Raw genomic sequence first — 13,848 nt, 5'->3', positions numbered from 1 at the left:
TGACCGATGAACCTCGACGACACGCTCGTGGCCGACACCATCACCTCGCTGGCGGCGCTGTTCGGGCTGCTGATCGTGATATCGGTCGTCGGCGGGCGCGACACCGGCGATCCGCTGTCGCGGCGTTTTCTGTTCGGTTTGCGGGTGCTGACGGTTCTGCTCGCCTGCCGCATCCTCGACTGGACTACCGGCCTCGCACTCTTCCGCTTCGTCACCATCGCGGCGGCGGGCCTGCTGCCGCTGGCCGCACTGCTGCTGACCGAGGGGCTGTTGCGCCGGCATGCGCCGTTTGCGCTAAAGTTCTTTGCCGCCGGCGGCGCCCTGCTGTTTCTACTGCTGGCGCCGATCCCGGAACGCTTTGCCGAGCCATGGCGGATGGCGGTACTACTTGCCTTCCAGTTCGGAGGTTTTCTCGCCATCGGCTGGCTGGTGATGACGCGCGATCGCGACAGCCTGTCGGCGGCCGAAAACCGCACGGTCGAGCGCATGGCGCTGTCGCTGCTGTTGATCATTCCGTTCATGGTCACCGACTACCGGCCCGGCCTGTTCGAAGTGCCGGTTCGGCTTGGCGGCATCGCCATCCTGTTCCTGTGTTGGCTGACGATCGGCCTTGGACGCGCGAGCCTCGGCCATCGCTACACGATCGGCGCCTTTACCGTGATTACGCTGAGCTCGGTTTTCGCCGGGCTGGCGCTGGGCGGCATCGACGATCTCGGCTGGCGCGGCAGTGTGCAGGGCGTGGTGATCGTGCTGTCGGCGACGCTGCTGGCAGTCATCTACAATGACAGCGTCAGCCTCACCGCGGAGAAGCGCCGCGACTCGTTGCTGAAGCATATGGCCGAGGGCGACCTCACCGATTCGGCGCGCTTCCTGCGCGGCCTGCAGAGCCATATTCTTGTCGACGGTGCGCTGATCCTGCCGGCAGCCGACCTCGGTGATTTCGACCTGAAGGTGCTGGCCCGTGCACTAGAGCAGGAGCCCGTGCGCTCGCTCGCCGATGTCCAGCCGGATTCACCCGTGGACGAGAACATACGCGAGCAGTTGGCATGGCTGTTCGAGAAATATGAGGCGACCCATGTGCTGCTGGCGACGCTCGAGCCGTTGACCGTGGTGGCGCTCAACATGCCGGCGCTGGCATCGTCGCCGGGCGTGGAAATGGAGCTGCGGGCAGTCCAGCGCATGGCGATGCTGATCTCGCAGCGGCATGCGAAGGGTTGATCATACTGAACGGGCCGGCTCTTGCGTCGGCCCGTTGCCGTAGCCGGGTCAGGCGGCCTTGGTCTTCAAGGCCTCTTCGTCGCGCACCATTTTTGTCACGGCGGCGAAGTCGAGCTTGCCGGAGCCAAGGACCGGTACCTTTGAGACCACCCGCACTTCGGCCGGGACCATCAGGTCCATGGCGCCGTTGGCCTTGGCGTAGGCGAGGAATTCCGCTCGTGTGGCGCCGGATGCCTCAGTGATGAGGATCAGCTTTTCGCCCTTGCGCGCGTCGGGCACCGTGGCGACCGCCGACAGCGAGCCCTTCCACAATTCGCCGGCCAGCGCTTCGACAGCGGCGAGCGAGATCATCTCGCCGCCGATCTTGGCGAAGCGCTTGGCGCGGCCCCGAATGGTGATGAAGCCGCCTTCGTCGATAGCAACGACGTCGCCCGTATCATGCCAGCCGTCCTCCAGCGGTTCGAGCACGCCGGGCTTCTCGGCCCGGAGATAACCGGCCATGACATTGGGGCCGCGCACGAACAGCCGGCCGCCTTCGTCGACGCCGGGGACCGGATCGAGGCGGTATTCCATGCCGGGCATGATCTTGCCGACGGTTCCAGAGCGATTGTACATCGGCGTGTTGATGGAGATCACCGGCGCCGTCTCGGTGACGCCGTAGCCCTCGAGGATGCGTAGGCCGAACTTCTCCATATAGGTCATGCGCGTCGCTGTCTTGACCGGTTCCGCGCCGGCAAAACAATAGCGTATCGAGCGGAAGTCGTAGGGGTGCGCGGTGCGGGCATAGCCGGAGAGGAAGGTGTCGGTGCCGAAGATGATCGTCGCGTTCGAGCCGTAGATCAGTTCCGGCACGAGGCGGTAGTGCAGCGGCGAGGGGTAGAAATAGACCGGCACGCCGGAGATCAGCGGCAGCACCGTGCCCGCGGTCATACCGAAGGAGTGGAAGATCGGCAGCACGTTGAACACCTTGTCGCCCGAATGGAAGTCGATACGCGACGCCGCCTGGGCGGCGTTGGCCAGGATGTTGCGGTGGGTCAGAACGACGCCCTTCGGCGTACCTTCCGAACCCGAGGTGAACAGGATCACCGCCGCATCGCCGGGCTTGCGTTTCGCGCGCGGCGTCGACTTGCGCAGCAAGCCGAGCAGCTTATCCTTGAGACTGATGGTCTTTCTGAGATCGTCGAGCCACACGATGTCGACCGAGCGACCGAGTTCCTCGACCACAGCGCCGAGCTTTGCCTGTTCGACGAACGCGCGGGACGTCAGCACGGTGCGGACTTCGGCGGCCTTGCAGGCGGACAGAATATTGGCGGCACCTGCGGTGAAGTTCATCATCGCCGGAACCTTGCCGGCGGACATGACGCCGAGCAGCGTCGCGCAAGAGCCGTTGGCGTTGGGCAGCATGATGCCCAGCGTCTGCTGGTCGGCATAAAGGTTCTGGAACTTCTCACCAAGCACGGCGGCAGCCGTGAGCAGCTTGCTGTAGCTGAGAGAACCGGTGACCGGATCCTGAACTGCGAGCTGTTTCATGCCGCGTTCGTTCGCCGTCTCCATGATCTTTTCCAGTACGGTCTTGTCGATGTCCTGGGTGCGGAAAACGAGATCCGACATCACCTGGTAGAGCGCGGAACCCGCCGCGGCGCGGCGCTTGCGGCCCTTCAGCTCCTGCGGCACCTCGAGCTTGACCGGTTCCAGAATAGTCACCTTGACCTTCGGGAACAGGCGGCGGCGCACATGCTGCGAGCTCAGCCGCGAGAAGTAGGTCTTCTCCAGCCCGTCGATGCGCACCGGCACAACCATCGAGCCGGTCTTGTCGGCAACCATGGCGGCGCCGTCATAGACCTTCATCAGGCCGCCGGTCACGGTGATGCGTCCCTCCGGGAAGATCACCAGCGGGTCGCCGCCCTGCACGATCTTGATCAGCGTGCGGGTCGACATCGGCTTGGCCGGGTTGAGCGGCAAAGCGCGGGCAAGTTTCATGAACGGCTTCATCCACCAAGCCTGGGCAATGGTGTAGTCGATGGCGAAGACCGGTTCCTCATCGGTCAGCGTCAAGGCGAGCGGACCGTCGAGGAAGCTGACATGGTTGAGCGCCAGGATCGGCGCCTTGCCGGCCGCCTTGAGGTTTTGCATGCCCTCGACTTCGAGGCGCAGGAAAGCGCGGAACAGGATGGAGACGAAGTCACGGAAGGGGTTCGTCGGCAAATATTTCAGCATCAGCCAGGCGGCAATCGCATTGGCCGCGACGAGGCCGAACAGGATGCCGCCGGTCGAGACCTTCGTCTGGATCAGGGCCATGATGATGCCGCCGCCAGTCATGAAGCCGGCATTGACGATACTGACGGCGGCGACGACCCGGGCGCGCCGCGCTTCGGGCGACCAGGCCTGCACGGCGGCGAAGGTCGGCACCACCAGGAAAGCGGCTGCAATGGCCATGCCGGCGAGGTCGATGGCGACGCGGATCGTGTTTGGGCCGGCGAAGAATGCGCCAAGGGTTTCCGCCTGGGGCGACGGCGTCATGCCGGAGATGGTCCAGGCGAGATGCAGGCCGAACAGGGCGAGCAGCGCCGTGCCGACCGGTGCCGGCAACAGCACGATGCGGCCCTGCGACATCCAGGCGGCGATGGCCGAACCGATGGCGATCGAGACGGCGAACACGGCGAGGTAGACGGTGACGGCCATTTCGTTGCCGCCGAGCGAATCCTTGATCAGGACCGGCAGGAGCGAGAGCACGATGGCGCCGATCAGCCAGAACCAAGACGTCATCAGGCCGGCGCGCCAGATGCGCGTGTCGGTGCGCAATTCGGTGACCTGGCGCCAGGTCGAGCGGAAGATGTTCTTGTCGATGACAAGGTCGGGCGCCGCCGAACCGGTGGACGGGATATAGCGGCTGACGAGCCAGCAACCGACGGCGAGCGCCATCATGATCGGTCCGAACACCGCGACGCCGATACCATCGGCGGAAACGACGCCGCCGGCTATGGTGCCGCCGAGAATCGCGGCAAACGTGGCTGACTCGATCCAGGCGTTGGCCTTGGGCAGTTCCTTGCGTTCGAGGTGATCGGGCAGGATTCCGTATTTGATCGGTCCGAACAGCGCCGAGATGATGCCGAACATCAACAGCGCCGTCATCAGCACGGGAATGGACGACAGGGCGATGCCGACGACGGAGACACCCGCCGCGGCGATCTCGGCGAATTTCAGACGCTTGGCTATGAGAGCCTTGTCGAAGCGGTCGGCGAGCTCGCCGCCGAGCGCCGACAAGAGCAGGAAGGGAGCCATGAAGACGGCGCCCGCCAAGGTGACCAGTGATGCCGCCTGGTCCGCCGCCAGCGTGAACAGAATAAGGAACACCAGCGTGTTCTTGAGGAAATTATCGTTGAAGGCGGACAGGAACTGCGTCCAGAACAAGGGCGCAAAGCGCCTGGATGTCATCAGATGAGCTGTGGGACGATTGATCGGGGCGATTTCCATAGCGGCGACTTCCATTGGGCAAGACCGGTGAAAATCCTGACTGGATTGATCAGCGGTCTTGCGCGTTGAGCCTTGTTTAGCGGGAACCCGGTTACACTTCGTTACTGCGGCTGACTTCCATCAGCAACTTCTCGGTCTTGGCGTCTTCCAGCCGGTTGATGAAGCGGCTTGCCTCTTCCGAGTCGCGCAGTGTCTTGGTGATGGTGATCGAGGTGTGCACGAGCATGATGGCGGCCATGGCATAAAACCCCTTGGCGGCGAAGCTCGCCTCCATGAAGTAGATGCCGCCGGCCATCATTGTGGCGGCAACGGCGAAACTGGCCATGGTGAAGGTCTTCCAGGCGCTTGAGTCCTTGGGGGAATAGGTGTTCGGGGTCATCGATATGGTCCTTTCGTTTCAAGGTTAGGTTGGTTGGGCGTGGGTCTGTTTCAGGCTGGATACAATCAGGCTGGATACAATCAGACTGGATAACAATCAGGCCGGGTACGATCAGGCCGGCTTGGTCACGGTCTTCGTGAGCCGTTCGAGCACGGCGTCGGCGCTGCTTCTCAGCGGCGCACCGCAGCCGGCGGCCGCAAGCTTCTCTGAGACCGCGGCAGGATCGCCCGACTGTTCCATCTCGGCCATGGCGGCCGCGGTGTCGTCCATCTGCTTTTGCCTGGTGCGCAGGCGCAGCAGCGTCTCCTCGGCGTCCCTGAGCGCCGACAGGCTGGAGCCGGGCGCGCTTTCTCGCAGGCGCTGGGTCGAGTCGACCGCGGCAACGATGCGCTGGCCGCGCTGCAATTCGCGCAGGCGCATTTCGGAGACGCGGATAATCCGCTTGAGACGCTCAATCTCGGTGCCGAAGCTTTTCTGCGCCTCGGCGGAGGCGTCGCGTTCGGCTTCCAGCATGGCGATGGTTTCGGCGGCTTCGCGGGCCAGTTCATTCTGTCCCTGCTCGATCGCGGCGATCGTGCGCTTCTCCAAATCGTCGATGCGGAGGACAAGCTTCTTGTACTGCGCGACTTCCTGTTCGTTCTGGGCGATGGCAATTGCAACCGCCCGGCGGGCGGCCGCGATAGCGTCGGCGCAATCGCGGATCTGCTGGCGCAGGATTATCAGCGCGTTGCGGTCGACGACCGCCTCGGCGGCTTCGTAGCTTCGGCCGCGAACGAGAGCAAAAAACTGTTTCAACATTTCCGTTTCTCCTCTATGAACGTTGTTCATGAGGCAAAGTAGCACATTGTGAACGGCGTTCAAGGAGAAAATGAACGGTGTTCATGATTGCGCATAAGAGAAGGTTAATGACCGCAAAACGGGACGCCAAACGCGAGGACCTCAAAGGCAGGCTGATCGAGGCCGCGCAAGCGCGCATCCAGTCCTCGGGGCTCGCCGGTCTGCGTGCGCGCGACATCACGGCCGATGCCGGCTGCGCGCTGGGCGCGCTCTACACCGCCTTCGCCGACCTGGACGAGCTCATCCTGCACGTCAATTCGATCACATTGGCCAGGCTGGGGGCGGCCCTGCAGCAAGAGGCGACCGGCGTCGCCGAGCCTAGGGCAAGGCTGAAGGCGCTGGCCAAGGCCTATCTCGGCTTCGCCCGCGACAACCGCATGGCGTGGAAGGCGCTGTTCGAGCACCGTATGGCGCCAGGCGTGGCGGTGCCCGAATGGCATCTGGCCGAACATGCGGTGCTGGTCCAGCATCTGGTTGAGCCGCTGGCCCAGCTGCTCCCGGCGGCGGCAACGCCGGAGCTTTTGGCCCGCGCGCGCACGCTGTTCTCCGCCGTGCATGGGATCGTCGCCATCTCGCTCGAAGACCGTTTCATTGGCCTGGCGTCCACCGACCTCGAAAGTGAGCTGCTGGGTTTCGTCGACACGCTGGTGAGCGGACTGGAGACGGAAAGGGAATGAACTGCTGCGATCGGCTCTTGCCTCACGGCACTCTGCCCTTATGAAGATCGTGGCGCGGACTGCCGGTTGATCCAGGCCGGCTGAGACTGTTGGGGATATCCGGTGACAATCGATCAGAACCGTCGGTTTCGACCCGAAATACAGGGGCTGCGCGGCTTGGCGGTCGCGCTTGTCGTGGTCTATCACATATGGCCGGATGTGCTGCCTGGCGGATATGTCGGCGTCGACGTCTTTTTCGTCATCTCTGGCTATCTGATCACGGGCCTGCTGGCGCAGATGGCGCTGCGCGGCGGCCGGATTTCACTGATCGAATTCTACTCGCGACGGGTGCGACGGTTGTTGCCGGCAGCAACCCTGGTGCTGCTGGTGGCATTGCTGGGCACGCTGCTTTTCATCTCAAAGGCGCGCTGGGAGGAAATGGGCAACCAGATCGTGGCGAGCGCTCTTTATGTCGAGAACTGGCGGCTGGCCTCGATTGCGGTCAACTATCTCGAGGCCGACACCTTGCCGAGCCCGGTGCAACACTACTGGTCGCTTTCCATCGAAGAGCAGTTCTACATCGCCTGGCCGTTGGTGATGATCGGCGTGATCTGGCTAGCGCGCCGCCGTGACCTTCCGCTGAGGGCCTGCTTGATCGGGGCGTTGTCGCTCATTTTCGCGGCATCACTTGTTGCCTCCGTCGTTTTGACGGCGACGGATCCGGCCCAGGCCTATTTCGTCAGCCATACCCGCCTGTGGGAATTGGCGCTGGGTGGTCTGCTGGTGCTGACCGAACACCAGTTTCGACTGGCGGCACTCACTAGACAGTGGCTGGCGATCGCCGGCATCCTGGGCATCGTTGCGTCCGCCTTGCTGTTTTCCGCTGCAACTCCATTTCCCGGCGTCAGTGCGTTGTTGCCGACCTTGGCCACAGTGCTGGTCATCCTGGCTGGCGAGGTTGAAGTCGGCCGGTTTCGTGGGCTCGATTCGTTGCCACTTCGTTTCATCGGCGATCGCTCCTACTCGGTCTATCTATGGCATTGGCCGCTGATCACCATCTTCCAGGCGCAGGGTCATTCGCTGACCCTTGCCGGCGGTTTCGGCCTGATTGCGGCGACCCTGCTTCTATCGGATCTGTCCTATCGATATGTTGAGCAGCGCTACCGGCAAGCTCGGGGCGGCGCCTGGTGGAAGCCGCTGGGATACGGCACCGCGGCGGTTCTCACATGCGTGGCCGCATCCGGCAGCCTGCTGCTCTTTCTGAAGACCGAACGCATCGACACCGCGCTGATCGGCACGCCTTCCTACCCTGGGCCCGCCGCTCTCGTCTCCGGCGCCGTGGTCCCGGACGGTGTGAACCTTCTGCCGCCGCTGGCCCGGCTGAGGCGGGACGTGCCGGTCGTGTATGCAAGGAAGTGCCACCAGGAGGAAAGCTCGGAGCCCAAACGATGCTCTCTAGGCGATCCCACGGGTGCGAAAACAATGGTTCTGGTGGGAGATTCTCATGCAGCCCAGTGGGTGCCGGCACTGGACAAGATCGCAAAGGACCGCAACTTCAAACTGGTTACCTTTACAAAATCCGCCTGCCCATTCACCCGCGTGGCCATCACGGCGGATGGCAAACCCAACGTCTTATGCGCGCAGTGGCACGAAAAGGTGCTGGCCGAGATCCTAAAGCTGAAACCGGATCTGATCTTCACCAGCCAGTCCAATTACGGAGCGGTTCAGCAAGACGTGATGATCGAGGGGCTGCGAAGTCTCTGGGGCGGGCTGACGGACGCCGGCTCGCAAATCGTTGCCATCCGCAACACGCCCTATATGAAATTCGACCCGGGCGAATGCCTGAGTTCGACCCCAACGAAATGCGTCACCAAACTGAGCGATATTGAGCGGAGCAACGTGTTGGCGCTGGCCGCGGAAGGACAGAAAAATGTGCGCGCCATCGATATGCTCGATGCCATTTGCGGGCCGCAACTATGCCCGGCAGTTGTCGGCAACATCATCGTCTGGCGGGACAGTCATCATCTGACCGCCAGCTACTCGCTTGCCCTGGCGCCCTATCTCGCAGCGAAGGCGGGGCTTTGACGAGACGTCTCGGAACTTAGATGTGTCGACAGGCAGGAAAATTCCGCTGGTGGAGCTGAGGAGGATCGAACTCCTGACCTCGTCATTGCGAACGACGCGCTCTCCCAGCTGAGCTACAGCCCCGTCCAGCGGATGGCGCATTTATCGAAGGCTGCGGTTTCCTGTCAAGGCGGGGTTTTGCGGAAATCCCTTGTGCCCGGTGCTTGCAGGCGACCGGCCCTTGCCGGTTTCGCGCGCAATGGCTACATGTCGGCAACAATCGGAGACCGGCATGCTCGCCCTCATTCAAACAATCGTCATGGCGCTGGACCTGTACTGGTGGGTCATCATCGCCTCGGCGATCTTTTCCTGGCTCTATGCGTTCAACGTCGTCAACTCGCGCAATCAGTTTGTCGGCAGCATCGGCAACATGCTCTACCGGCTGACCGAGCCGGCGCTGCGGCCGATCCGTCGGTTCATGCCCGACCTCGGCGGCGTCGACATTTCGCCGATCATCCTGCTTCTGCTCCTGTTCTTTCTCAGGCAGCTCATTCTCACCACGATAGCGCCGCTGGTCCTGTGAACCTGACGATGGCATGAGCGCGCCATTCCGCTTGCGCGCTGACGGCATCGACCTGTTTATCCGGCTGACGCCGAAGTCTTCCGTGGACAGGCTCGGAGGCGCCGAAACATCGGCCGACGGGCGCAGCCATTTGAAGGCGCGCGTGCGCGCCGTGCCGGAGAATGGCGCGGCCAATGCGGCGCTGGAACGGCTGGTGGCCAAGGCGCTGGGCGTTCCGGCATCGGCCGTGTCGGTCATTGCAGGCGGCACGGCGCGGCTGAAGACACTGCGTGTGGTTGGCGAACCATCGACGCTGGTGAAGAGCATCGAGACACTGGCCGCCGGATAATCCTCAATCCCCCAGCGGCAATTTCGGATCGTCGACCTTCAGCGTGTTCACGCTCTGCTTGATGCGGCGCAGGTTTTCGAGAACCCTGGATCCGCGCGTCTCGGCCACGGAGGTGACGATCATGTCGACGATCGACAGCAGCGCGTAGCGCGACGAGGTCGGCTTGTAGATGTTGCCGTCTTCCAGCGACTGGAACTGGATGACGGTATCGGCGGCCTTGGCCAGCGCTGATTCCGGCGGGGTTACGGCGATGGTGGTGGCGCCATATTGCTGGGCCACCTGAACGGCGTCGATCACCGAGCGCGCATAGCCGGACACCGAGAACGCGATCAGCGTCGTCTCCGATGTGGCGACCGCGGCATACATGCGCTGCAATTGCCCGTCGATCTGCGCCAGCACCGGCACGCCGAGCCGAAACAGCCGGTTCTGCATCTCGGTCGCCATCATCGAGGAAATGCCGCCGGAGCCGATGCACAGCACATTGCCCGAACTGACGATGCGCGCGGCCACGCCCACCAGCGTCTTCATGTCGAGGTTTTCGCTGGCGCGCTGGATGGCGGCGATTGCCGCTTCGGTGATGGCCGACGCAATGCGCTGCTCGCGCGCGTCGCGGTTCAGCGGTTCGGGCGACAGATACTGGCCGCCAATGGCAATCGCCTGCGCCAGGTAGAATTTGAAATCGCGCAGACCCTCGCAGCCGAGATTGCGGCAGAAACGGGTGACCGTCGGCTCGCTGACGCCGACGCGCGCGGCAATTTCCGAGATTGCCGCCTTGGAGGCGAAGTCGAGATCGGTCAGCACGAGGCCGGCCAGGCGGCGGTCCGATTTGGTGCCGTCCTGCGACATCAGCTGCAGGCGCGTGATGATGTCGGCCGGCGTTTTCATTTCTGGGTTGGCGTCTTCATCGTGGTGTTTTCGTTGTCATGCCGGCGCTCTCATAGCGGCAGGCCTGTCGCCGTGTCGAACAGATGGATGTTTGCAGGCGCGACCGAGACCGGCAGCATTTCACCCGGCTTGACCTGGATCCGGTCGCGGAACACGGCGCGCACCGTGTCAGCGCCGATGGCGCCATAGACATGGGTTTCCGAGCCGGTCGGCTCGACGACATCGACCTTGATCGCCATCGCGTCGACAGCCTCGCCGATGACGAAGTGTTCGGGCCGTATGCCGGCCTCGACCGTGCTGCCAGCCGGCACCGTCTTGCCGGCAAGTGCCAGACGTCCGCCCCCGGCCGATTCGAACCAGCTTTTCTCGGGCGTCGTCTTCAGGGCGCCGGAGACAAAACTCATCGACGGCGAGCCGATGAAGGAGGCGACGAATTTGTTGGCGGGACGGTCGTAGAGTTCCAGCGGTGCGCCGACCTGCTGGATCTTGCCGCGGTCCATCACCACGATGCGGTCGGCCATGGTCATGGCCTCGATCTGGTCGTGGGTGACGTAGACGATGGTCGATTTCAGCCGCTGGTGCAGCGCCTTGATCTCGGTGCGCATCTGCACGCGCAATTGCGCGTCGAGATTGCTGAGCGGCTCGTCGAACAGGAACACCGAGGGTTCGCGCACGATGGCGCGGCCCATGGCGACGCGCTGGCGCTGGCCGCCCGACAACTCCCGGGGATAGCGGTCGAGATAGGAGAACAGGTTGAGGACGCCGGAGGCCTTTTTCACCTTGTCGTCGATTGCCGTGCGACTCTCGCCGCGAATCTTGGGACCAAAGCCGATATTGTCGGCCGCTTTCAGGTGCGGAAACAGAGCATAGGACTGGAAGACCATCGCGATGTTACGCTGTTGCGGCGGCAAATCGTTGGCGCGCACGCCGCCGATCAAGAGGTCGCCTGAGGTGATCGGCTCCAGCCCGGCCAGCATGCGCAGCAAGGTCGACTTGCCGCAGCCGGAAGGGCCGACCAGCACGACGAACTCGCCGCTCTTGATGTCGAGGCTGATATTTTCGAGGATCTTATGGCGTCCGAAAGATTTCGACAGGTCGCGGAACTCGACATCGGTCATGGTCAGGCTCCCAATATGTCGTCGATGAAGGGCAGGAAGCCGGCGGTCAGTCCGGCGTCGACCGGCACCACCGCGCCGGTTATCCCCGATGCGCGATCCGAAACAAGGAAGGCCACCGCTTCGGCCACTTCCGTGGCGTCGACGATGCGGCCGAGCGGATAGAGCCGCTTGAGCTTGCCGAGAACATCCGGGTTCTTGGCCAGCCGATGGTCCCATGCGGCGGTGCGGATCGAGCCGGGGCAGACGACATTGGCGCGCAGCCCGTTGCGGCCGAGTTCCACAGCGATCGCTTTGGCATAGGCATTGATGCCGGCCTTGGCTGCGGCATAGGCCGGGTTGCCGAAGTGGGCGATGGCGTTGACGGAAGAGATGAAGACGACGCTGCCCGAACCGCGCGCGGCCATCGCCTTGATCAGTGGATCGGCGAACAGCATCACCCCGGTCAGATTGAGGTCGAGCTCGTGCTCAATCTTATCGGGTGTCAATGCGGCAAGCGTCTCTGCGCGCGTCCAGCCGGCATTGTTGATCAGCATGTCGGGAACGCCATCTTTCTCAAGGATCGCTGGTATCGCCGCCTCGATGGAAGCCCGGTCGAGGAGGTCGAAGGCGTGACGCGACGCCAGGTGTGGGCTGCGCAACGCATCTTGCGACTGGTCGCAGCCGACGACCCGCGCGCCTCGTTGGGCCAGCAGCGCCACAATAGCCGAGCCGAGCCCGCCGCCGGCGCCGGTCACCAGCACGGTCTTGCCCGCGAATTCGGCCGTTGAAACCACCCTGCGCGCCTCCCTGGGATCCACGATAGTCGGAAAACGCTATTTTAGGAAATGTAATTAAGCAACAGGATAATCCGCTTGCACGGCGTGAAATGAAGGATAATGTAGGAAAGTCACATAAAGCCATGGCCGCCTGAAAGCCGCAAGAGCGCAGGCGCCAATCAAATGGGAGAGATCGAATGAAGCTTGCAAAATGGACTGTCGGCCTGATGGCCGGAATGAGCCTGCTCGCCCTGGCCGCCCAAGCAGATGCCGGCGAGGTGCGCGTAACCGTCGCCGAATACAGCGCCAAGACCGGCCCGTATTTCGAAGCGGTGAAAAAGGAATTCGAGGCAGCCAACCCGGGTATCACCGTCAAGTTCGAAGTTGTGCCGTGGGACGTGCTGCTGCAGAAGCTGACCACCGACATCACCGCCGGCACCAATGCCGACCTGTCGATCATCGGCACCCGCTGGCTGATCGATTTCGTCCAGCAGGATGTCGCCGAGCCGCTCGACGCCTACATCAAGCCAGACTTCAAGGACCGCTTCATCGACACCTTCCTGTCGCCGTCGATCATGGAGGGCAAGACCTATGGCCTGCCGATCGCGGCTTCGGCGCGCGCCATGTACTACAACAAGGAATTGTTCGAGAAGGCCGGAATCGCCAACCCGCCGGCAACCTGGACCGAGTTGCAGGAGGATGCGCGCAAGATCAAGGCGCTGGGCACCGGCACGTTCGGCTTCGGCCTGCAGGGCAAGGAGATCGAGACCGACGTCTATTACTACTATGCGATGTGGTCGCAAGGCACCGAGATTCTCAACAAGGATGGCACGTCGGGCCTCGGCACGCCGGGCGCGCTCGAAGCCGCCAAGCTCTACAAGTCGATGATCGACGAAGGCCTGACGGAACCCGGCGTCACCTCCAACAACCGCGAGGACGTCCAGAACCTGTTCAAGCAGGGCAAGGTCGGCATGATGATCACCGCGCCCTTCCTGTCCAACCAGATCAAGGACGAGGCGCCGAACCTGAAATATGGCGTGGCCGCTATCCCCGCCGGACCGACCGGCGCGCGCGGCACGTACGGCGTCACCGATTCCATCATCATGTTCAAGAATTCCAAGAACAAGGATGAGGCCTGGAAGCTGCTCGACTTCCTGTTCACCACCGAACAGCGCGCCAAGTTCACGCAAGGGGAAGGCTTCCTGCCGGTGAACAAGGAAGAGGCCAAGATGGACTATTACGTCAACAATGCCGATCTGGCAGCGTTCACCGCGCTGCTGCCCGACGCCCGCTTTGCACCGGTCATCCCCGGCTGGGAAGAAGTCGCCCAGATCACCTCGGATGCCATGCAGAAGATCTATCTCGGCGGCGACCCCGAGGCAGGCTTGAAGGAAGCGGCTGGCAAGGCCAACGCCGTGATCAAGAAATAGGGCGTATCTCCCTGCGCCCGGCGCGCCCCACGGGGCGCGGGGCGCCGCCTCGACGGCCGCGGGCGGGGGGAGGGCGTGGTGAGTGGTGGGTTAAGACTCTGGGAGGACGCGCGCACGCGGA

Annotated in this window: 12 protein-coding genes and 1 tRNA gene; 6 read left to right on the top strand and 7 right to left on the bottom strand. The window is 63.1% G+C overall.

Features of this window, described 5'->3' with window-relative positions:
• Positions 1-6: 6 nt before the first annotated feature.
• Positions 7-1,218: a hypothetical protein gene (locus NKI06_RS14455; protein ID WP_352985892.1), complete on the top strand. Its 1,212-nt coding sequence runs from the start codon at positions 7-9 to the stop codon at positions 1,216-1,218.
• A gap of 48 nt (positions 1,219-1,266) precedes the next feature.
• Here NKI06_RS14455 and NKI06_RS14450 read toward each other — a convergent pair whose 3' ends face one another.
• The 3 genes from NKI06_RS14450 to NKI06_RS14440 form a co-directional block, all read right to left on the bottom strand.
• Positions 1,267-4,692: an acyl-[ACP]--phospholipid O-acyltransferase gene (locus NKI06_RS14450; protein WP_352985890.1), complete on the bottom strand. Its 3,426-nt coding sequence runs from the start codon at positions 4,690-4,692 to the stop codon at positions 1,267-1,269.
• Positions 4,693-4,783: 91 nt separating this feature from the next.
• The gene (locus NKI06_RS14445; RefSeq protein WP_023668598.1) at positions 4,784-5,071 is read right to left on the bottom strand and encodes a YiaA/YiaB family inner membrane protein; all 288 of its coding nucleotides are present in this window, start codon (positions 5,069-5,071) and stop codon (positions 4,784-4,786) included.
• 111 nt (positions 5,072-5,182) lie between these two features.
• Positions 5,183-5,869 carry a PspA/IM30 family protein gene (locus NKI06_RS14440; RefSeq protein WP_352985888.1) on the bottom strand — a complete coding sequence of 229 codons (687 nt, stop codon included), beginning with the start codon at positions 5,867-5,869 and terminating at the stop codon, positions 5,183-5,185.
• Between the two features lie 107 nt (positions 5,870-5,976).
• On the opposite strand from NKI06_RS14440, the gene NKI06_RS14435 reads away from it, so the two are divergent.
• Positions 5,977-6,585: a TetR/AcrR family transcriptional regulator gene (locus NKI06_RS14435; RefSeq protein WP_023737945.1), complete on the top strand. Its 609-nt coding sequence runs from the start codon at positions 5,977-5,979 to the stop codon at positions 6,583-6,585.
• A 102-nt stretch (positions 6,586-6,687) separates the two neighbouring features.
• Complete coding sequence (locus NKI06_RS14430; RefSeq protein ID WP_352985886.1) at positions 6,688-8,649, top strand: acyltransferase family protein; 1,962 nt, start codon at positions 6,688-6,690, stop codon at positions 8,647-8,649.
• Between the two features lie 47 nt (positions 8,650-8,696).
• On the opposite strand, the gene NKI06_RS14425 is transcribed toward NKI06_RS14430, so the two are convergent.
• Positions 8,697-8,772: transfer RNA gene (locus tag NKI06_RS14425), tRNA-Ala, on the bottom strand.
• A gap of 148 nt (positions 8,773-8,920) precedes the next feature.
• On the opposite strand from NKI06_RS14425, the gene NKI06_RS14420 reads away from it, so the two are divergent.
• The gene (locus tag NKI06_RS14420) at positions 8,921-9,211 is read left to right on the top strand and encodes a YggT family protein (RefSeq protein WP_023668602.1); all 291 of its coding nucleotides are present in this window, start codon (positions 8,921-8,923) and stop codon (positions 9,209-9,211) included.
• A 13-nt stretch (positions 9,212-9,224) separates the two neighbouring features.
• Positions 9,225-9,539, top strand: coding sequence for a DUF167 family protein (locus NKI06_RS14415; protein WP_352985884.1), 315 nt, complete (start codon positions 9,225-9,227; stop codon positions 9,537-9,539).
• Positions 9,540-9,542: 3 nt separating this feature from the next.
• Here NKI06_RS14415 and NKI06_RS14410 read toward each other — a convergent pair whose 3' ends face one another.
• Genes NKI06_RS14410 through NKI06_RS14400 form a run of 3 tightly spaced genes read right to left on the bottom strand, consistent with a single transcriptional unit; the run spans position 9,543 to position 12,315 of the window.
• On the bottom strand, positions 9,543-10,424 hold the full coding sequence (locus tag NKI06_RS14410; protein ID WP_352985882.1) for a MurR/RpiR family transcriptional regulator: 882 nt from the start codon (positions 10,422-10,424) through the stop codon (positions 9,543-9,545).
• Between the two features lie 50 nt (positions 10,425-10,474).
• Positions 10,475-11,542 carry an ABC transporter ATP-binding protein gene (locus tag NKI06_RS14405; protein WP_352985881.1) on the bottom strand — a complete coding sequence of 356 codons (1,068 nt, stop codon included), beginning with the start codon at positions 11,540-11,542 and terminating at the stop codon, positions 10,475-10,477.
• A 2-nt stretch (positions 11,543-11,544) separates the two neighbouring features.
• Positions 11,545-12,315: an SDR family NAD(P)-dependent oxidoreductase gene (locus NKI06_RS14400; RefSeq protein WP_023737940.1), complete on the bottom strand. Its 771-nt coding sequence runs from the start codon at positions 12,313-12,315 to the stop codon at positions 11,545-11,547.
• Positions 12,316-12,494: 179 nt separating this feature from the next.
• Here NKI06_RS14400 and NKI06_RS14395 point away from each other — a divergent pair, with 179 nt between their 5' ends.
• A complete protein-coding gene (locus NKI06_RS14395; protein ID WP_023737939.1) occupies positions 12,495-13,727 on the top strand; it encodes an ABC transporter substrate-binding protein in 1,233 nt (410 codons plus the stop codon).
• The last annotated feature ends 121 nt before the right edge of the window (positions 13,728-13,848 follow it).

It is taken from the genome of Mesorhizobium sp. M0772 (genome assembly GCF_040320135.1).
In the GTDB taxonomy this organism is placed as follows: Bacteria; Pseudomonadota; Alphaproteobacteria; order Rhizobiales; family Rhizobiaceae; genus Mesorhizobium.
The sequence above is the reverse complement of the archived record's forward strand: the minus strand, read 5'-3'. Positions and strand labels throughout refer to the sequence as shown.